Genomic DNA, 19655 nt, shown 5'->3' on the forward strand with positions numbered 1-19655 from the left:
CGTGTATGGCATAGGCTTGACTTACTCTTCATTAAGCCTCTCCTGTGCTCACTTTGAGCAACTCATCAGGGGAGGCTTTAGTTTATTCCCGCATAAGTCAAACTTTACTGGTCCCCCGGCAAAGCCGGGGGGTTTCTCATTGGACTAAAAAGACCAAAGCACTTCCCTGAGGGGTACGGTAGCAGGAAAATGCTCTGGTCTTTCAGAAAACGATATACACAACAATTGCGATTGAAAACGATTGTCTATTTCGTGTGCTTTGCGTTTATTATAAGTCAAAAGCCGGAGTCAAGTATTTAAACTGTAAGCAGGTGCGGCCCATGAGGCCTACTCTTCCTTCTTTAACGAATCGATCAAATCATCAAGTTCTGCTGCCAGTTCTTTAAGAGCCTGTGTCGCAGAACTTGACCTGGACATAGTCTCAGCCATATCCATAGCGGAAGTGTTTATGTTCTCGGTTGCCATGCTGATATTATCCGCTGCAACAGACTGCTCATCCACTGCCGAAGCGATTGTATGCACCTGCGTGTTGGACTCTTCGGCGTGCTTGACTATTTCACGCAAAGACTGCTCGGCATCTTCTGCAAACCCTGTGCTTTTGGCCACTGCCCGCTCGGCACTTTCCATGCCTTTCATGTTTTTGGCCGTACTCTGCTGGATAGCCTTAATGGTATCGCCTACATCAGTGGTGGCATGAAGCGTTTTCTCCGCCAGCTTGCGCACCTCATCAGCCACAACAGCAAACCCGCGCCCGGCTTCGCCTGCACGGGCGGCCTCAATAGCCGCGTTAAGGGCCAATAAATTGGTCTGGTCCGCGATCTCGTTGATCACAGTCATAATCTGCCCGATATCATCAGCACGGGAACTCAGATCCTCAAGACTTGTTTTAAGCGTGTCAGTCTCGGTCCTGACTCCGAAAATAGCCTGCCTGGCATCATCCACCACCTCGGCCCCGCTTCTGGCAGTACGCATGACCTGATCCGCACTTTCCGCCGCACCGGAACTGTTGTTGGAAACTTCCTGAATGCTGACTCCAAGCTCGGTCAATGCAGAGGAAGACGAAGCGGTCTGCTGCTGAAGCTCTTCCGAACCGGCAGCCGCTCCGGCTATCTGGTCTGACAAGTCTTCCGAAGCCCCGACCAGAGATTCCACAATCCGCTCAAGGGAAGCCACAGCCCGGAGAATACCCTCTTTCCGTGCTTCAGCCGCCTTTGCTTCAGCCTCCTGCGCTCTGGAAAGAGCCTTGCGGGCAGACTCGGCCTCGCCTTCAGCCACGGCAAAAGCCTTGGCTGTTTCGGCATTGCTGCTTTCAATAGCAGTGAGCATACTGTTGAATGAACCGGCCAGATCACCGAGTTCATCGGTGCTTTTGCTTTCAAGATGTTTAAAATCTTCCCCGCCGGAAGCAATGGAATCGCCGACCCGTTTAATATCCCGGACAATTTTCCTGATCGGGCGGACAACACCAAACATATTCAACGCAATCAACACAAAAGAAACAGCAACAGCCAGTACGGAGAGCAACCACATAAGCTGCTCCGCAGCATGCTGCGCCTTTGCATAATCCCCGGCACTCTCTTCCCTGATGGAGGTGCCCAGATCACGCAGCGCGATCTCCGCCTGAACCATCTGGGCCATGGCTTTGTTCATATTGCCGTTCTCGGCAAAATATCCCTTGAAGGAGTTCAGGTAATCAGCAGTTAAATCCGTCAATTGCTTAAAAAGCTTGGCTTCACGACCATTAGGAAAGGTTGCGGACATCATAGGCAGACTTTTGCCCATGGTAGCTTCCTTGTCGATTCCAAGCAGTTTTCCCATATCAACAATAAGGCCGCGTCCACTGTCTTCATCTTTGTACAGAATAAAATCCTTGGCCATTTCCTGAAAGCCGAGAGGTTTGTTCAGCAGGATGGCGGCAATCTCTTTTTGCTCTGCAAGCAAATTCATTTCCACCATAATGGACTGCAACACAGCCGCATCGCTATGCCCTGCAGCCTGTTTCTTTTTCAGCTTCCGTGATTTTCTGGCTACAGCCTTGTTCAGAGACTGGGCTTTGGCGAGAATGCCTATAGAGGCTTCCCGTAGCCCCCGGACCATTTCAGTTCCTTTCTTGAAATGAGACTGATAGGAGATAAAAACTTTATGAAAGGACTCAAATGCCGCTTTGTATTTTCCGGCAGCCAGTGCATCAGCCCCCTGATCCTGTTTTCCGCTGATCAGAACTATCTGCCCTTCCAGATTCTTGAACAGCTCGTCATACTTAAGAAGAGGTTCCGGGTGCTTACCGTCTTTGCTCACAGCAAAAGTTTCGCGGTTTATCAGCCAGTCAAAGGCTGCGGACTGAGCCTCCTGCCCGGTTGAAATAATTTCATCCAGAGAACTGCGGGCTTCCATTTTTTGAGAAAGTGTATGCAGACTGTAAAGTCCCATTCCGCCAAGCATCAAAGCACATGCAAGCAGGACGGCGAAAGCACCGGTCAATTTATGGGCAAGTCTTAATTTAAACATGCTGGAATCTCCTATAGCTCCGAAAAGCAAACGACACTCATTATCAGATTCATTACGTCATTGAATCCAAAAAATCAATATTTATGCATTATGCAAATAGCAGGGAAAGACTCAGTAAAAACATAATTAAATTCAGTAAACAAAAATCTGATTTCACCCAAAAATTAAATTTAAAAATATATTTTTCCCTTGACATTAACCTTGATAATGAATTTCATTGTCGCCATGTTCGAAGCAAATGAAAAAGCCCAGTTCAGGGGGACTACCAGCATGAAAAAAATCGCTTCCCTCCCGTTAACCGCTGTTGCCGAAGCACTGGCAGGAACTGACGGATATCTGGCGGTGGATGATTTCTTCAGTCGGGCAAAGCCGGATTTTCCTGATGTCGATCACGAAGAGATTCAGCGCGTGCTGGATTTACTGGTCGCCTACGGCATGGCCCGCCGCCTTGATTTCGGCTGCGGGGTATTTTTGTATTCAAAAAAACAGGTAGAGGAGCCCCCCTTCTTTCCAGTCAGTGATGGTGGTCCGTTTACGATTGACCGCTCAAATCAGAAACAGGCTGTAACTAATAAAACCGTAAGTTTCTACCAACCGTTAAAACGTTTAACCATGCTGTTCAAAAGGAAAAAAACGTATGGATCTGGAACTCATGCTTGGTCTTCGTGACCATATAAATATTGAAAAACATACTCCGGGCAGCTTGAAACTTAAATTCGGCATGGAGCTGATCGTTAATCCCAAAGTGGTTAAATATGTAAAAGTCAACGGTTTCGGACCACCCAAGGGAGAGGAGATGCCCGGCATGACCGGAACCACATTTAATCCGCTGACCCGTTGCATGACCATTTCCTATGATGAAGAGATCCTCAAACCGAAACTCCTGCAAAAACTTTTCACCTGTGAATGCGAAGATGAATTCCAACACGCAGCACAGGAACTGGCCGATGCCGCCCATTTTGATCTGGCTACTTTCCTGCACTGATTAAAAACAGGGTCAACATTTCCAAATTTCTCAGTAAGCCCTCATCTCCTCACTGAACCATCCCTGCGGAAACCCCTCCTTAGCGGCCATCGGCACTAAGGAGGGGTTTCCATTTTTTCAGTTTAATCTCCGAAGTCCACCAGATTGAACTTTATGGAGGATACATCTTCCATAAACTCCTCTCCGCATTCCATGGCGGTTTCATTCTCTTCGTGATAACGCCAGTTAACTATAACTTCACGCCCATTTTCAGATTGCTCATCCAGCAGGTCGAAGAAATCCATAAAGGTCTTGGAGGACGAGCTGTTGAAATATAAAATCTCCATATCGAACATTATTGGAGCATGTTCAGCATTTGCGAAATAATTTTCCAGCCATTCAAACATGGGTTTGTAAAACGCCCAGCAATTTTCCGGGTATGATTCACCCCGTATTTCAAAGATATTCCTTACCGGGTCCAGATTAATTGCCGGAGACGATTTTGTCCCTTCGACCATATATTTTTTCATTTTTGCCATCCTAAACAGTCACGACTTTCATCATGAAAAAAGAATTTTCACCATCTATGGGAGTTATTGAATAGTCCAGAGGGCGGGAGGATTTGCGGGCCATATCTATAAAACCAAGCCCGGCACCTTTCACACTGTCGGGGCTCTTTTTCTTCCTGCACTCTTTATAGTAGGCCTTCAGCTCATCCTTGTTCATCCCCTGGAGAATATCAACCCTTCTGGCGATTTCCGTACTCTCGGCAGTTTTCACCCGGTTGCCGCAGGCGATATAGTAACTGCCGTCTTCCTCCTCGTGGCCGACCATGAGTGTTCCGAAGGCTATTTCGCCGTCGAATCCTTTATTGCCTTCAATCCTTTCAGCGGAGTAACGCACGATGTTCTGCATCTGCTCCACCAGAACGGCAAAAACCCTCTGCACAGAGCCCATGCCGGTTTCATCCGCACGCAGCTTGTCCCGCAGCAATTCGGCAATCCCTTCAACCACAGTCTGTGAAACCGGGCCGTTGAAATATAGGATTGTCCCCTGTTTCTGCATTTCCTGATAATATGAATATAATTCCATAGACATTTTCAGCTCCTGTCAGATAATTTCAAAGCCCAGAACGGTAACATCGTCCCGGCGCGATTCACGGCCCTGGTAGTCAACCAAAGCCCTTCCAAGAGACTCGCCCTGCGCAGCAATAGACGAATCAATATTTTCCTCAAAAAATCGCATCAGTCTGCGCTTTCCAAACGGGAAACCCTTTTTCCCGCCTATCTGATCGGTAATCCCGTCAGTGGTCAGGTAAAAGCGCATACCTGAATGCAGTTCCAGTTCATGATCCGTAAAAACAAAATCACGGGGTGAGCGGACATAGCCAAGCCCGCAACGATCTCCCTTAATCATCCGGACACCCTCATTGTCCGCAATGTAAAGCGGATTGTTTGCCCCTGCAAAAATCATTTTTTTATTTACCGGGTCCAGATAGCAAAGAGCGCAATCCATACCGTCATCAGACCCGGACTCTTTATCGTGCTGGCCGAGGGCTTCCTTGATCTGCCTGTTCATGTTGCCCAGAACTTCAGCCGGGCTGGCCGATTGCACAGTGGACGAACGGTCTAAAAGCGACTGCACAATCAGGGTCATGAAGGCTCCGGGAACACCATGCCCGGTACAATCAACAACTCCTACAAAAAAACCTTTCCCCCATTCCTTGAACCAGTAAGAGTCGCCGCCGACACTGTCACGCTGCTGCCAAAGCAAAAAACTCCGGGGTAAAGACTTTTGCAACCCCTTGATACCGGGCAGGAAAGCAGTCTGAATAAAGCTCGCGTACTCAATACTTTCATCAATCTGCTGCTTGGCTTCAGCCAGTCTGCTTTTTGCGTCGGCCAGTTTCCGCTCTCTGGCCGCAATGGCATAGCCCATCCAGAACATGTTGCGCTTAAGATTGATGAAATCATGACCTTCCACTTCTGCGGGAGGCTCTTCAACAAAAGAGTAATCTCCCCCTTTAAGCCTGTTACAATGGTCATTCATTTCATTAATGGATTTCAAAGCCACAATGCGGCTTATCCAGCGGGAAAAAGGAATCAACAACAGGACCGTGAGGCTGAGAATGCCCATGAGCACACCGCTGGCATATCTGGCCCCTTTCATTTCAATCGCTATGAGCAAGCCAAGAGGCCCGAGAATGGTAAATAAAAACATAATGATGAGCATCTTGCGCTGCACGGACCAATTCATCAGGTAATTCAAAAAACTGACTAAATGACTCATTGCGGCTGGACCTCCCCGCCCGCTTCGCTTTGTACAATATCGTAAATCCGGGTGCTGTTGTCCCGATACTCCTCCACGCGGTCTCTCCCTTTTTTCTTGGCGGCGTAAAGGGCGATATCCGCGTTCTTCATGATCCGTTCGAGATCATCGCCAAGGCACAGAGTTGAAAGCCCCATGCTGATAGTGATGCTGAATTCATCTTTTCCGGTCTCAATGACAGTCTTACGGACATTTTGAGCCATCCGCCCGGCCACATTGCGGGCTTCGCCCATGCTTGTCCCCGGAAGCAAAGCAACGAATTCCTCGCCCCCGATCCGGGCCACCAGATCAGTCTCACGCACTGAATCGGACATGATGCCTGCCAGCTCTATCAAGACCTTGTCGCCGACATCGTGTCCGTAGCGGTCATTAACTTTCTTGAAAAAATCCACATCGATAAGCAGCATGGAGCAGGCTTCCATATTGCGGATGCTGCGCAGGACCTCCCGGTTGCCAAGTTCCATGAAATAGCCCCGGTTCCAAAGTCCGGTCATGCTGTCGGTACGGGCCAGACGGCAGAGTTCTTCCATCATACTCCTGCGTTCGGTTATATCTGTGAGGACACCGACAATGCCCGAGCATTCACTGTCATCGGAATTATGCATGATGCTGGCACTTATCTCCGCCCAGATGTTTTTCCCTGCCGGGGTGCAGGCGGTAACCTCCAAACGTCTGGAAAACCCGGTCTCAAGAGACTCCTGATAGCGGGCATAATCTTTGGGATTACAGAACAGAGCTTTGATATTCTTTACTTCGTCCACAAAAGAGGCAGGACTGTCGTAGCCGAACATGGCGGCCAGAGCAGGATTGGCTTCGACAATCTCTCCGGCTGCGGTGCAGCGATAAATTCCCTCGGTAACATTTTCAAATATACCGCGAAATTTCTGTTCACTGACCGTAAGGTTGCGGTTTACTTCATTCAGGGTCATCTGCATGCGATCACCCATGGTGACCAAACGCCTGCTCTGACGAAGCAGCTTGCGGTAACCCTTGACCAGAGAATTCAGGACACCCTTTGCCGCCACCTCGCTGCCTTCTCCGTCTTTTAAGGCAGCTGCGGATTTATCGAGCAAACGCTGTTCTTTATGAAAGGGATCATTAACCATAGTCTACATACCTCCAAGGCCTGGCGGGCCTTTCCTCCTAAGTGACTATAAAAATCATTTTCATCCAGCGCATATAGCAATGCGCAAAATCAGTTATTTCAGCATACGCATCTTTAATTCATCAGCAGCCCAGTATTCTTTGATTTCCAGTATGCGATCAGAAATGGAAAGAAATGTTTCAGCCAGTCTGGGCTCAAAATGACCTTTGCTGTCGGCTATATATTCAAAAGCCTTCTCTACCGGCCACGCCTCCTTGTAAGGACGGCTGGAGGTCAGTGCGTCAAAAACATCGGCCACAGCAACTATTCTGGCAACTTCCGGTATCTCTTCACCTTTCAGATTATGCGGATAGCCGCTACCGTCCCAGCGTTCATGGTGATGCAGGGCGATCTCCGCAGCCATTTGGAACAAAGGACAGCTGGAAAGCGAAAGTATCCTGTGCCCCAGTTCGGAATGTTTGCGCATCTCTACCCATTCAGCTTCAGTCAGTTTGCCCGGCTTTTTCAAAATAGCATCAGGAATACCGATCTTCCCGGTATCGTGCATGGAAGCCGCCAGCTGAATCATCCGCTGCTGTTCAACCGGCCAGAGCACCGCTTTGGCCAAAGCTTTAGAATAATCAGCCATACGCCAGATATGGACTCCGGTATCGTCATCATTGTAATGCCCGGCAGTTCCGAGCATAAAAACTGCATCCTCCTGAGAATTTCTGATCTCCAGCACCTGCCGGTTTATACGTTCCTCAAAGGCACTCTGCTTACGGCTGAGTTCAATATGGGTGGCAACTCTGGCCTGAAGCACGGGCGGAGAGATCGGCTTTGCAATATAATCCACTGCACCGCAGGCAAATCCTTTGGCCTCATTATCTTCCTGCGTTCTGGCGGTGATGAAGATGACCGGAATCTTCGCCGTGACTGAGTTGCTCTTAAGCCTCCTGCATAGTTCATATCCGTCCATGCCCGGCATCATTACATCAAGCAGGATGATGTCCGGGGTAAAATTTTCCAGAAGCTCCAGACACCTCTGTCCATCCAGGGCGACCTGCAAACTGTATTGATCCTTAAGAACCTCAACCATCAGGTCGATATTGAGATTATTGTCATCAACTATGAGTACCGCAGGCTGTCCGTGATCTTTGGTTTTCAATGCAAAAATTTCAGGACATTCCTTTTTTTTCAAAGCCATATTCATTTTACTCTCTCCATATCAAAAAGCTTCCGGTCGATAACACCAAGCAGTTCAGTCCCTTTTTTAAATTCATAGCCGGAGACATGCTTAAGCAGATTTCCCAAATCTCCGGACAGACTCTCAGGCCAGCGCAGACTGCACAGTCCGTTTATTTTTTCCATACTCTCCACCGGAGAACCTTTAACCAGAAGCGGTTCCATTTCAGCAAGCCCACTACGCAGTTCTGCTATATCGATCAGACCCTCCGAAAACTCTGAAACAAAAACCGAACTGCAATCTGCTTCTTCCACCCGTAATGTCTCAAGCCCCTCCATCACTTCAGCAAGCTTTTCACTGAACTGGGCAAGTTTCTCCTGCGTATCGTCATCTCCATGAGCGATTGCCAGTTCAAGAATCCCGGAAGATTCAGCAAGATCAGAGGCACCCAACATCGCAGCGGACCCTTTGATGGTATGAGCCAGCATCACGGCTTTCTCCCGCTCGCCGGAATCCAGCAATTTATGGAATTCCCGGTCTGCATGGGAAAAATTCTCGCTTATGTCGGCGAGCATGCGGCGATACAATTTTTCATTGCCCCGGACACGCCTGAGCCCGACAGCGGTATCAATTCCACTGATGCTGCAAAATTCCTCTACGGAATCCGAAACGTTTTCACGCACACCGGACTCCCATGATGGAGGAGGGGCTGTCTTTACACTGACAAGACCGGAAAGAACCCTGAACAAATCTTCAGGATCAAAAGGCTTGGCAACATGCCCGTTCATACCCACTGCCGCACTGCGGGCCTTATCCTCGGTCATGGCATGGGCGGTCATGGCTACAATGGGCAGTTCCCGGAATCTTTCCTGCTCCCTGATGCGCGTAGTGGTTTCATAGCCGTCCATCACAGGCATCTGAATGTCCATCAAAACAACATCGACATCGTGCTTTTCCAGAAATTCCAAGGCCTGTCCGCCATCCTCAACTTCATGAACCCGCACCCTTGTCTCGGCCAAAATTTCCCGCACAACCGTCCTGTTTATTTCATTATCTTCCACAACTAGAACACTGGCCCCTTCCAGATACGGAACCGGGACAGTTGCGCACTCTTCCTGCAAAGCCAGCATTTCATGCCGGGTTCCGAAATTCGCCACCAGCAGCTCCAGAAGCAGTGCCGGATTCACAGGCTTATACAAAAGACCTATAAAATCGTACTTATCCATTCTCTCAAGAAGGTATCTGTCTGCGTATGCGGAAACCAGCATCATGGCCGGAACCTTGCTGATGCTTTCGTCTTCTGAAATTTTTGCCGCCAGCTCAAGACCGTCCATACCGGGCATGCGCCAATCTATTGCCGCTAATCCAAATGATTCCCAGTCAGGAATGTTGCGCAAAATCTCCAAAGCCTCATTCCCGGACCCTGCCGTAGTAACCTCCAGACCGGCCTGTTCGAACATCTCCCTGAGAATGGAAAGTGATGTGGGGTTATCATCCACAATTAAAGTACGCAGTCCCTTAAATGAACTTTCCAAATATTCTTTTTCTCCTTCCTGTGCGACTACATCAAAATCCATTTCAAACCAGAAAGTGCTGCCTTCGCCATAAATGCTGTCCACCCCGATTTCACCGCCCATAAGCTCCACAATCTGGCGGCAGAGACTGAGACCCAGCCCAGTGCCGCCGAACTTGCGGGTGGTGGAAATATCTGCCTGCGCAAATGGCTCAAAAACAGCGGCCATCTGCTCCGGGGTCATGCCGATCCCTTCGTCCCGCACTGAAAAACGCAGCTTTACCCGTTCATCACTGCGCCGGACAACCGCTATGCCCAGCAGAATCCCACCATGCTCGCTGAATTTAACGGCATTGTTGCACAGGTTTATAAGTATCTGGGAAATGCGCAGAGGATCACCCCTCAGGGTTGCCGGAACGTCCTTGGCAACATCGATCAGGAATTCAAGCTTTTTCTCATGGGCCTTAAATGAAACTACGGTCCAGGCCTGTTCCAGAATGTGGTCAATACGAAAGCGCGTTTTCTCTACACGCAGCATTCCGGCTTCCACTTTGGACAAATCAAGAATATCGTTAATGATTTTAAGTAGTGAACGGGCAGAACCGTCAATCTTTTCAATATAATGCCGCTGAGAACTGTCAAGATCGGTTTTGGAAACAAGGTAGGCCATTCCAAGAACGGCATTCATGGGGGTACGTATTTCATGGCTCATATTGGCCAGAAAATCGCTCTTGGCCCTGCTGGCCTGCTCTGCTGCTTCTTTGGCATCATGTAATTGGGAAGTGCGTTTGCCGACTTTCTGCTCCAGAGTGGAATTCAACTCCGCCAACTCCGCCGTGCTTCTGTCTAATTCTTCATACCTTTCACTTAGTTCCCAAACCATATCCTTGATGGAGTTCTTAACGCTGACAAACTCCTCGCCGGGACCGGTTTGAACATAGGCAGTCTTGCCCTGCTTCACTTTACGGGCATAATTCTCAATAGACTTGAGCGGCAGAATTATGACCCGGCGCAAGCTGAAATAGAGCAAAAAAATTAAAAACAAATTCGTGATAACTACCCGCAACGCAGTAGCAAAAAAAATTCGGCGTAATTCTTCGTGGATAAACTGATCCGTGGAACAAATTTTAAGCTTCGCAATGGGTCTGCTGTCCGTCCAAATGTCCCGTTCCGTGCGTACATGTTCAAGTCGGCACCGGCTCTGCTCTGAATCGACAAACAGTGGTCGCCAATTGGAATCACGCCTAAGGGTCAACAGCTTATCAGAAAATTTCAAACGAATGGTGCAGATCTGTTTTTCAGCCATTGCCGCCAGTATAAGTTTACGTACCATCCCCATATCAAGCGACCACAACGGCTCAGCCAGAGTCATGCTCAGGTTATCCGCCAAAAAGACCTGCGTATCCTGCAACCGGGAATTGCTCTTCTCTCGCAAATCCAGATAATCAAGAATACCGAACAGGCTTAAGGCTACCGTTGTAGTGGAAACAATTATCAGCACTACAATTCTGGTCACGGAATATTTTTTTCTCATAACGGCACAATGCTATCCAAACAGCAGACAACTTAAGCCTGACTGAACAATATTCCTCCCTGTATGTTTAACGGTTGATACACCGCCTTCTACTCCAACCTTGCCTAAACATCAATCTAAATGATAAGGAATTTCAAAATCAACACAAAATCATATGAGAGCAGCCCTGCTGTAGAATAAATACTTTCAATATTATGTAGCGGGATATTAAACTCCGGACTGAAAACACAGGGGAGCACTTTCCATGAAAAAGCAAGACCGTCCAACTGTAGACCCCAAAAGCATATTACTGCTGTGTTTCCTGCTGTCTGCTCTTTTGTTCTCATCCCCGGCTCCTGCCGCAGAACCTCTGACCATAGCCAGCAGCCATTGGCCTCCATTTGCCAGCACAATCCCCGGTCAACCCGGTTTCTTCAATGAGGTGGTCACTGAAGCATTTGCCATATCCGGCATGGAGGTCCGCTACATAGAACTCCCCTGGGCCAGATGTTTTCAACAAATCAAAAGCGGAAGAACTTTCGGTGGAATCCCGTTTACCAAGACAGCAGAACGTGAAGAATTCGCACTGTTCAGCGATGCACTGTTCATGACCCGCAATCCAGTTGTATTCAATAAAAGGCTTAATCCCGCATATGACTATCAAGGACAGGAAAGCCTTAAAAATTACCGACTGCTGGCCCTCCTTGGCTGGTCCTATCTTGAAGCATGGAAAAAGGCAGGCATTAAATATAAAACGGTCAAAAATCAGGACTCAGCCTTTAAAATGATTAATCTCGATCGTGCTGAGCTGACTGTTTTTGATGAATTCGCAGCAAAGGAATATTTCAGGAAACACCCAGAAATGGGAAAGAACATAGGACTTTCCCGGACCCCATACAGCAACAACAAAATGCACCTTATGGTCTCCCGAAAATACCCTGAAGCACATGAGCTGGTTGATACTTTCAACACAAATCTGCGCCAGCTGAAATCAACAGGCTTTCTTGACCGGCTGGCGCAAAAATACGGTTTTCCCCTTGAACTGGTCCTGCCGCAAGAAAAATAAAGTTTTAATTCAAGACACCGGACACCTCGAAGAGCCAAAGGTGTTTATTGGAGCGAGCATGTTGACGCTTTAAGTTTAAGTAATTATATTTATATTGGAGGTGGATAGACACCTCAGGAGGAGTTATGAAAAGAATCTTTACTTCCCTGATGATACTCCTGACTTTAATTGTGCCAACTATTGTATATGCTTCATCAATTAGTTTCCTAACGCTTTCTGCTACGGTCAAATCAATCTACGATGGTGGAGGTTTGGCGAGTGCTGCGAATATTAGTGTGGGTGCTAAGATAAATTATGTAATTGAAGTTGATCCCAGTCGAACTGGATATATCACTATAGGTAATGGCAATCCTAGATATATACAGGGGTCTTACTATACGTCTTTGACTTCTGGGGCATTGGCTGGACGTACGATCAACGATTACCACTACTTGAAGAACTATCGGGATAATTTTTATTCACAAACAGGTAATGAACAGTCGTTTATGTCAATAGCTAATTGGCAGGGAGATTATGAAAGTCTGGTTATCGGTTCTGGAATTAGTAGTCTTGCAGAAGCATCTATGGGGGATAATGGGAGATATACCACGCTGAGATTTAAAGATATAACTGTAACAGATATTTCAAATGTTCCACCGGTTCCTATTCCTGCATCTGCTCTGTTGATGATCTGTGGCCTTGGGGTTATTGAGTTAGTAAGGCGTTGCAAAGGTGTCATCATATGAGAGCTGGAAGCACTGATTTAGCGAATTTTAAAAATCCATTTACAGTTGCTACCTTTTGGGTACCTATAGGGTAACAGTGAAGAGAAAAGGGTTTACATCCAGCGGATGTAAACCCTTGATATTTATGGAGCCAACGACCAAAATCAAACCGACGGCCTGCTGGTTACGAATTTTCTGGCGAGAGTTTTTTTCGCCGGAAACGCTTGTAATCCCTTGATTCATGGCAATTTCCCCTTTCTGGATTATTTTCAAAACTGCCGAAAACTACCGAGTTATGTACGCAGATATGCGGACAATTTGCGGACAGACAATAAACACAATTCATTAAATTTGATATGGGAACTTTCTGCCAATGATATCTGCAATTTAAGCAAAAAAAACTCCCCTATCGTTGACAGCTAGAAATTTTGGCAACGGTCAAAAGTCACACCTGAGGTTGAGCTTCTCTTCACTTAAAGATATCAATAATAAATTCATAAAGTTACTTGCGAAACATGGTTGAATCCAAAGCATGAGCCGCAGGAGCAATTGTTGGGATAATGCGGTTGCCGAATCCTTTTTCCACACCCTGAAAGACACAAATGATCTATCACAGAAAATTTACAAACAATCAGAAAGCCGAGATTGCTCTTTTCCAATATATCGAGGCCTACTACAATCGCAGAAGACGTCATTCCAGCAATGGCTGGCTGTCACCTGCTGAATTTTGTCAGGAAGACGTGTTTGTGGCTTAACTGGCAGAAGCTGCGGACGCTACGGACATGCTCTGGGCTGTTGCTCAAAACAAATGGGATTGGATATTCCCCTTTTTTTCAATTTCCTATACCATATCACATAATATTCGTGTATTATACTCCTAGAAACAAGTAAAAAAGGGGGAGAAGTTCATGAATTTGCTAAATAAAATTAACGTCAGCATGCGAATTGGCTTACTAGCAACAATCCTACTTTTAATGATGATCATTTCAGCGATAATGGGGTTAAAACTAACCCATAACGCCGATCTGGGATTGAAGACAGTCTACTTAGACCGAGTCGTCCCCTTAAAACAATTAAAGATAATATCTGATGAATACGCGATTAATATTGTAGATACTTCCCATAAAGTACGCAGCACTGTCCTTAGTTGGAACCAAGGTATTGAAAATCTCATAACAGCCCAAAAACGCATCAAATCTGAACTTAATACATACTTAAATACAGAACTGGTTCCCGACGAAATCAGACTGACAAAAGAACTGAAACCATTGCTAAAAAGAGCGGATGTATCCCTTGATCAATTACGATCAATTTTTCAATCCCAAGACAAACAACAACTAATTAACTATATCCAAAAAGATCTTTACCAAGCGATCGACCCGGTAACGGAAGTCATTGCCAAACTTATCGATATACAACTGGTTGTAGCAGAAGGAATATATCAACAAGCTGGAACAGATTATTCCGTCGGTTTGAAATCAATGATTGGAATTGTAGTTGGCGCCCTTGTTCTCTCCATCCTGACTACCTATCTGATTGGTCGCTCGCTCACCACTCAGCTTGGTGGAGAGCCTCGTGCAATTCAAAATATTGCAACGAAAATTGCAGCTGGCGACCTTCATGCAGCCAGAGAAATTAACCGGGACAAGGCTCAAGGGGTTAGTCGGGCCATGCTGGGAATCAATGATAGCCTGACCGAAATTTCCACGGAACTTGAAAAAACCGTGACAAAAATTAAACTTGGGGATTTGCGTTTCAGAGCTGAAACCAGCAACCTTTCTGGATTTTTTGCTAACATCATGGCCAATGCAAACATGCTGGCAGATTCATTAGTCAATTACTTAGACGATATAGGTAACCCCATTTTTTGTATCGATAAAAATCAGGATATGATGTTCGCTAACAAAGCCGCAAAATCAGCCGAGTTCACCCCGTCCCCTGAAAGCAGGAAAAAATGCATTAAAGAATTATACAAAAATCCTCAAGGCAGTCATTATGAACAAATTTTGACCGCACAGGGACTTACCTCTGTAACCACCTTAAAACCCGATACAACAGTATCATACACCGGAATTCCCATTTCAGATGACAACGGAGCACTTACCGGAGTGTTTGAAATCATTGTCGACCAGACAAAAGTCATCGGCATGCAAAGCAAAGTTTCTAGACTGGCAGAACAGGCTTCAGCCATCTCAGAAAGACTGTCCAACTCAGCAAATGCATTAAACGAACAGGTGGATGAAGCCAGCAAAGGGGCTACAATCCAGAGCGAACGAACCGCAGAAACAGCTACAGCCATGGAAGAAATGAATGCCACAGTAATAGAGGTTGCAAGAAATGCAGGGCAAGCAGCTGAGAACACAGGACTGACTAAAGAAAAAGCAACTAGTGAAGAAGCAGTTGTCAGTGAGGTGGTGGAAGCCATTGAAGGTATTCAGAAACAAACTGAATCTCTGCGAACCGATACCATCGAAATGGGTAATCAAGCGGAAGGAATTAGCAGCGTCATCGACGTTATCAGCGATATTGCAGACCAAACCAACCTTCTTGCACTTAATGCTGCCATTGAAGCAGCACGAGCAGGAGAAGCAGGACGAGGATTTGCAGTGGTTGCTGATGAAGTCCGGAAACTTGCGGAAAAAACTATGACCGCAACAACGGAAGTAAATGATGCCATAAACGCCATTCAAAGTTCCAGTCACAGAAATATATCATCCACAGAAACTACTGTCGCAGCAGTAAGCAAAAGTACCGAGCTTGCAGGTCAAGCCGGATCAGTACTTAAAGAGATTGTCGAATATTCTGACAATTCTTCAAAACAAGTCCACTCAATAGCCGCAGCTTCAGAGCAACAATCGGCCACAGCTGAGGAGATCACCAGATCCAGTGAGGAAGTGGACAAAATATCACAAACAACCAGCGCATCAATGCATGAAGCTGCAAAATCGGTTGAGGAAATAGCAGAAATGACAAAGGAACTGGATAAACTTATCCAGGCAATGGTCTCATAAAATTATACACGCGCGTTCAGATAAATAAGTATACCAAGCAATAAAGCTGTATACTAAAAATTTTGCTTCGGCCCCGCAGATTCCTGTGGGGATCTACGGAAAACGTTAGGTTATCAAGGGTAGGCACGATCAAACAACACCTGGACCAGGGAAAGGCTCTCAGGGATCACTCCATAGAACGGAAAAAATAGCACGCTAAATGACTGAATACTGAAACGATCAGTTCCCGGCTCTGAAGGACACAAATGTCACTCAAGCATACGTCGAATCTCGTCAATCATAACCTCGCAAAACGGAAGAGGTTTGAAAAAAACGGAATTGGAAACAAACGGCACTCTCGCCAGTTCTGCGGGAATCCCATATTCTGGAGAAACCGTGTAGACAATGAATTTTAAGTCAGGCCATTTGGCCGAGACATTATTGATGAATGTCGTGCCGTCCATACCCGGCAGGCGCATATCGACGATCACAAGGTCTACTCGATAGCTTTCCAGTAACTGTAATGCATCTTCGGTACTCTCGGCTTCATGTACAATAAAAATCTTCATCTTCCAGATAATCTACAAGGCTTTGTCTGACATGGATTTCATCATCTAGGACCAATATTTTGTGTGGCATCTTATTGGTCCTTATCCCGCAATTGGCAATTTGATGATAAAACGCGTCCCAAAACCGGGAAATGAATGGACCTCCATGCTTCCTCTATGCTGGTCGGTCACGATGAAATATGATACAGACAAGCCTAGCCCGGTTCCTTTCCCGATGGCCTTGGTAGTAAAAAAAGGCTCCAGTATGCGCTTGCGGACAGTTTCATCCATGCCCGGCCCGTTGTCTTCGACTTCCACTATGGCCATATCCTCTTCCTTTCGTACCCTGAGAGAGAACTGGGGAACTTCTTCACTATACGTTTTTTCAGACATGGCCTCGGCACCGTTTTTCAACAGGTTCAAAAAGACCTGCTGCATCTCATTGCTTTCGCAATATACAACCGGGACATCTGGAGCATATTCTCGCACGATTTCAATCTTTCGAAAATCGTATTGCTTCTTCAAATCGTAATCGCTGGCGACCAGCTCCAGAGTGTTGTCCAACAGCTTTGCCAAGTCATGAACTCCGAAGTTCTTTTCGCTCTTGCGACTGAAATTCAACATATTGCTCACGATCGTTGCCGCACGGTTGCCGGACTCGTGGATGCCGTCGAGCATTCTCGGGATGTCGCGTATTTTCAAGTATTCCCGAATCTTTTCTAGCGAAACGTCGCAGTCCTTCGCGGCGGCCTCGTTTTTTTTGAGGTCTCCAAATATACGTTTCGTGATGTTTTGGGCATAGCCGATGATCGCCGCCAGGGGGTTGTTTATTTCGTGGGCCATGCCCGCCGCCAGACCGCCCACGGACATCATTTTTTCGGACTGTATCATCATATGCTCCAACCTTACCCGTTCGGTTACGTCGTCAATGCGGATGACTGCGCCTTCGGTGCCATTGATCACCAACGGGTAAACCGTAATGTCCTCATAAAGGGTCTCACCGTTTTGTTGTCTAGCTACTTGGGGAGCGGATTGGACTTTTCGTTTCCTCATGGCTTCGAATGCCCGTTTCATCTCAGTGGAAAGGAGTGGGGCCACTTGTGCCAACGACCGTCCCAAGGCTTTGTCCAGAGGCACGCCCGAGGCCTTTTGCGCCGCATGATTCCACTGGGTAACCAGCCCTTTGGCATTCACCCCAATAAGCTGGGAGGGCATGGAGTCTATAACGTTGGACAGGTAGTTGCGCAGCCTCCGCAATTCGTCCTCTGATCGCTGGCGCTCGGTGACGTCCCGAAAAACCCCCTCAACTCCCGTGGGCTCTCCGGTCGCGATATCGCGAATGAGGCGGGCATTGCCTTCCGCCTGAATGGAGTCACCGTTTTTACAATGCAGCACGGTTTGGAATATCGAAATTCGCTCTTCACGAATAATAGATTTCACGAATTCCTTGTATTGCGCGGAATTCGTGAAAAAATTTGTGGCTATACTTTTCCCGACGAGTTCATCAGCCGATTCGTATCCCAGCAGACGCACAGCCGAAGGGTTGACCAAAATCAGTTTACCGGTCATGTCAGAACGGTAGTACCCGTCCATAATGTTTTCGAAGATGCTGCGGTAACGCTCCTCGCTGACTATGAATTTCGTTTCGGCCCGGAATCGTTCGGCTAACTCCGCAGTTAGCTCTGCGGTTTTCTTTCGCACTTGACTCCGCAGGAGCCAAGTCCACAATATGAAAAAAATTAAAAATACGACAAGCGGCGTCAAAACCCAAGCCGCATATCGTGCCATTTCCCGATACACGGACGTATGTTCGTAGATGCCGAACCATTTTTCATAAATTTCGTCATATTTACCTGAATTTTTGATGATACTCAGCCCTTCATTAAGCTGGTCTCTAAGCTTCAAGTTACCTTTTCGTGTGGCAAAACAATACTTCCCAGGCCTGATGGGAGGCCCGACGGTAATGATGTTGGAGATGCCTTCTTTTTGAACCCAGAACAAATTTTGAAGCTTGCCAAGCAAGGCTGCATCGTATTGGCCGGAGGCCAAAAGCTTGAGTGCGTCGACTTGGGACTCGACGAGGACGAGTGTGGTGTCAGGGCAATTATTTGAAGCAAAGTCGTGCATGATGTCGTCCCGTTGAACAAGGATTTTCTTGCCAGCAAGGTCTTCAAGGGTGCGTATGGAGGAATCCTCGCGCACAAAGATTGCGTGAGAAACAATGATATGCGGCGTTGAAAATTCGACAAGTCGTGCGCGGTCCGGAGAATAGTACATACCAGTCAGGGCATCTATTTTCCCTTCCTCCAACTGGCGGCGAACTTCGCTCCATGGCCCTAGATTGATTTTGATTTGCAGCCCCATAACCTCGGCAACGGCCTGCATAATGTCCACATTGAATCCCGATGGGATGCCATTGTCTAAGTATTCATAGGGAGGATAATTGAAATCCCCCCGAACAATAAGACTATTGGCCTGACCAGTTGTGGGAAAGGCAACAAGCACCATTGCGACGACCATAACCAATATCAAAAAACGGTTGCGAAGATTCAAAATCATGGTTTGTTCCTAGAGGTATCTATGCCCTATGCCTTATCCCATTTTAAAAACTAATTTAATTATACTAGCTTAAAGTCATAATACCCCCGGCAAAGCCGGGGGCTTGAAATTTGTGAGCCGCTCAAAGCGGCTTTAAGAMCCCCCTAAAGGCGGAATTTCAGTTGCTCCAACCGCTTGTCATCTTGTTCTTGTTTCCTGATGTACTCGCGGATTACTTTCTCATCACGCCCGACCGTAGACACAAAATAGCCACGAGCCCAAAAACTTTGCCCCGCATAACCGCGTGCCAATATTTTGAACTTCACGAGCTATGTTAATTGCGCTTTTTCCTTTTATAAATCCAACGACTTGCGACACGGAATACTTTGGAGGAATTGCAATATAAATATGCACATGATCTCTGCAAAGATGTCCCTCTATAATCGTACTCTCACGTTGCTTTGCAAGTTTATGAAAAACATCACCCAGATACGTTCGTATTTTGCCAAACAAAACTTTTCGCCGACACTTGGGAATCCAAACTATGTGATACTTGCAGTCCCATCGTGTATGGCATAGGCTTGACTTACTCTTCATTAAGCCTCTCCTGTGCTCACTTTGAGCAACTCATCAGGGGAGGCTTTAGTTTATTCCCGCATAAGTCAAACTTTACTGGTCCCCCGGCAAAGCCGGGGGGTTTCTCATTGGACTAA

15 protein-coding genes and 2 pseudogenes are annotated in these 19655 nt (G+C 46.9%); 6 read left to right on the forward strand and 11 right to left on the reverse strand.

Annotated elements, in window-relative coordinates; genetic code table 11:
• Nucleotides 1–327 precede the first annotated feature (327 nt).
• The gene (locus FMS18_RS19855) at nt 328–2508 is read right to left on the reverse strand and encodes a methyl-accepting chemotaxis protein (protein WP_163296401.1); all 2181 of its coding nucleotides are present in this window, start codon (nt 2506–2508) and stop codon (nt 328–330) included.
• A 270-nt stretch (nt 2509–2778) separates the two neighbouring features.
• Between FMS18_RS19855 and FMS18_RS19860 the strand changes: the two genes are divergently transcribed.
• Together FMS18_RS19860 and FMS18_RS19865 are read left to right on the forward strand one after the other, a co-directional pair.
• A complete protein-coding gene (locus FMS18_RS19860) occupies nt 2779–3177 on the forward strand; it encodes a hypothetical protein (protein ID WP_163296402.1) in 399 nt (132 codons plus the stop codon).
• Nucleotides 3146–3493: a hypothetical protein gene (locus FMS18_RS19865; RefSeq protein ID WP_163296403.1), complete on the forward strand. Its 348-nt coding sequence runs from the start codon at nt 3146–3148 to the stop codon at nt 3491–3493. Before FMS18_RS19860 ends, FMS18_RS19865 begins: the two co-directional genes overlap by 32 nt.
• Before the next feature lie 122 nt (nt 3494–3615).
• On the opposite strand, the gene FMS18_RS19870 is transcribed toward FMS18_RS19865, so the two are convergent.
• The 6 genes from FMS18_RS19870 to FMS18_RS19895 all read right to left on the reverse strand — a co-directional run bounded on the left by FMS18_RS19870 (nt 3616) and on the right by FMS18_RS19895 (nt 11117).
• On the reverse strand, nt 3616–4002 hold the full coding sequence (locus FMS18_RS19870; protein WP_163296404.1) for a DUF1987 domain-containing protein: 387 nt from the start codon (nt 4000–4002) through the stop codon (nt 3616–3618).
• Between the two features lie 10 nt (nt 4003–4012).
• Nucleotides 4013–4570, reverse strand: a complete 558-nt coding sequence (locus tag FMS18_RS19875) for a SiaB family protein kinase (RefSeq protein ID WP_163296405.1) — start codon at nt 4568–4570, stop codon at nt 4013–4015.
• Between the two features lie 12 nt (nt 4571–4582).
• The gene (locus FMS18_RS19880; protein WP_163296406.1) at nt 4583–5761 is read right to left on the reverse strand and encodes a SpoIIE family protein phosphatase; all 1179 of its coding nucleotides are present in this window, start codon (nt 5759–5761) and stop codon (nt 4583–4585) included.
• Nucleotides 5758–6906 carry a sensor domain-containing diguanylate cyclase gene (locus FMS18_RS19885; protein WP_163296407.1) on the reverse strand — a complete coding sequence of 383 codons (1149 nt, stop codon included), beginning with the start codon at nt 6904–6906 and terminating at the stop codon, nt 5758–5760. Before FMS18_RS19885 ends, FMS18_RS19880 begins: the two co-directional genes overlap by 4 nt.
• A 93-nt stretch (nt 6907–6999) precedes the next feature.
• The gene (locus FMS18_RS19890) at nt 7000–8097 is read right to left on the reverse strand and encodes an HD domain-containing phosphohydrolase (protein ID WP_239061125.1); all 1098 of its coding nucleotides are present in this window, start codon (nt 8095–8097) and stop codon (nt 7000–7002) included.
• The gene (locus FMS18_RS19895) at nt 8094–11117 is read right to left on the reverse strand and encodes a hybrid sensor histidine kinase/response regulator (protein WP_163296408.1); all 3024 of its coding nucleotides are present in this window, start codon (nt 11115–11117) and stop codon (nt 8094–8096) included. The genes FMS18_RS19890 and FMS18_RS19895 overlap by 4 nt, the downstream gene beginning before the upstream one ends.
• A gap of 244 nt (nt 11118–11361) precedes the next feature.
• Between FMS18_RS19895 and FMS18_RS19900 the strand changes: the two genes are divergently transcribed.
• Both FMS18_RS19900 and FMS18_RS19905 read left to right on the forward strand, forming a co-directional pair.
• Nucleotides 11362–12162 carry an ABC transporter substrate-binding protein gene (locus tag FMS18_RS19900; RefSeq protein ID WP_163296409.1) on the forward strand — a complete coding sequence of 267 codons (801 nt, stop codon included), beginning with the start codon at nt 11362–11364 and terminating at the stop codon, nt 12160–12162.
• A gap of 125 nt (nt 12163–12287) precedes the next feature.
• Nucleotides 12288–12887, forward strand: a complete 600-nt coding sequence (locus FMS18_RS19905; RefSeq protein WP_163296410.1) for a VPLPA-CTERM sorting domain-containing protein — start codon at nt 12288–12290, stop codon at nt 12885–12887.
• Nucleotides 12888–12950: 63 nt separating this feature from the next.
• On the opposite strand, the gene FMS18_RS19910 is transcribed toward FMS18_RS19905, so the two are convergent.
• The gene (locus tag FMS18_RS19910; RefSeq protein ID WP_163296411.1) at nt 12951–13109 is read right to left on the reverse strand and encodes a hypothetical protein; all 159 of its coding nucleotides are present in this window, start codon (nt 13107–13109) and stop codon (nt 12951–12953) included.
• A gap of 250 nt (nt 13110–13359) precedes the next feature.
• On the opposite strand from FMS18_RS19910, the pseudogene FMS18_RS19915 reads away from it, so the two are divergent.
• Nucleotides 13360–13621 (forward strand): annotated as a pseudogene (locus FMS18_RS19915) (integrase core domain-containing protein); the annotation flags it as partial.
• Between the two features lie 153 nt (nt 13622–13774).
• Nucleotides 13775–15877 carry a methyl-accepting chemotaxis protein gene (locus FMS18_RS19920; RefSeq protein ID WP_163296412.1) on the forward strand — a complete coding sequence of 701 codons (2103 nt, stop codon included), beginning with the start codon at nt 13775–13777 and terminating at the stop codon, nt 15875–15877.
• A gap of 248 nt (nt 15878–16125) precedes the next feature.
• Here FMS18_RS19920 and FMS18_RS19925 read toward each other — a convergent pair whose 3' ends face one another.
• From FMS18_RS19925 to tnpA, 3 genes and pseudogenes are all read right to left on the reverse strand, one after another.
• The gene (locus FMS18_RS19925) at nt 16126–16425 is read right to left on the reverse strand and encodes a response regulator (protein WP_239061126.1); all 300 of its coding nucleotides are present in this window, start codon (nt 16423–16425) and stop codon (nt 16126–16128) included.
• Nucleotides 16426–16506: 81 nt separating this feature from the next.
• On the reverse strand, nt 16507–18963 hold the full coding sequence (locus FMS18_RS20795) for a transporter substrate-binding domain-containing protein (RefSeq protein WP_163296413.1): 2457 nt from the start codon (nt 18961–18963) through the stop codon (nt 16507–16509).
• Between the two features lie 143 nt (nt 18964–19106).
• Nucleotides 19107–19539 (reverse strand): annotated as a pseudogene (tnpA, locus tag FMS18_RS19935) (IS200/IS605 family transposase).
• Between the last annotated feature and the right edge of the window lie 116 nt (nt 19540–19655).

This window comes from Desulfovibrio sp. JC022 (genome assembly GCF_010470665.1).
In the GTDB taxonomy this organism is placed as follows: Bacteria; Desulfobacterota; Desulfovibrionia; order Desulfovibrionales; family Desulfovibrionaceae; genus Maridesulfovibrio.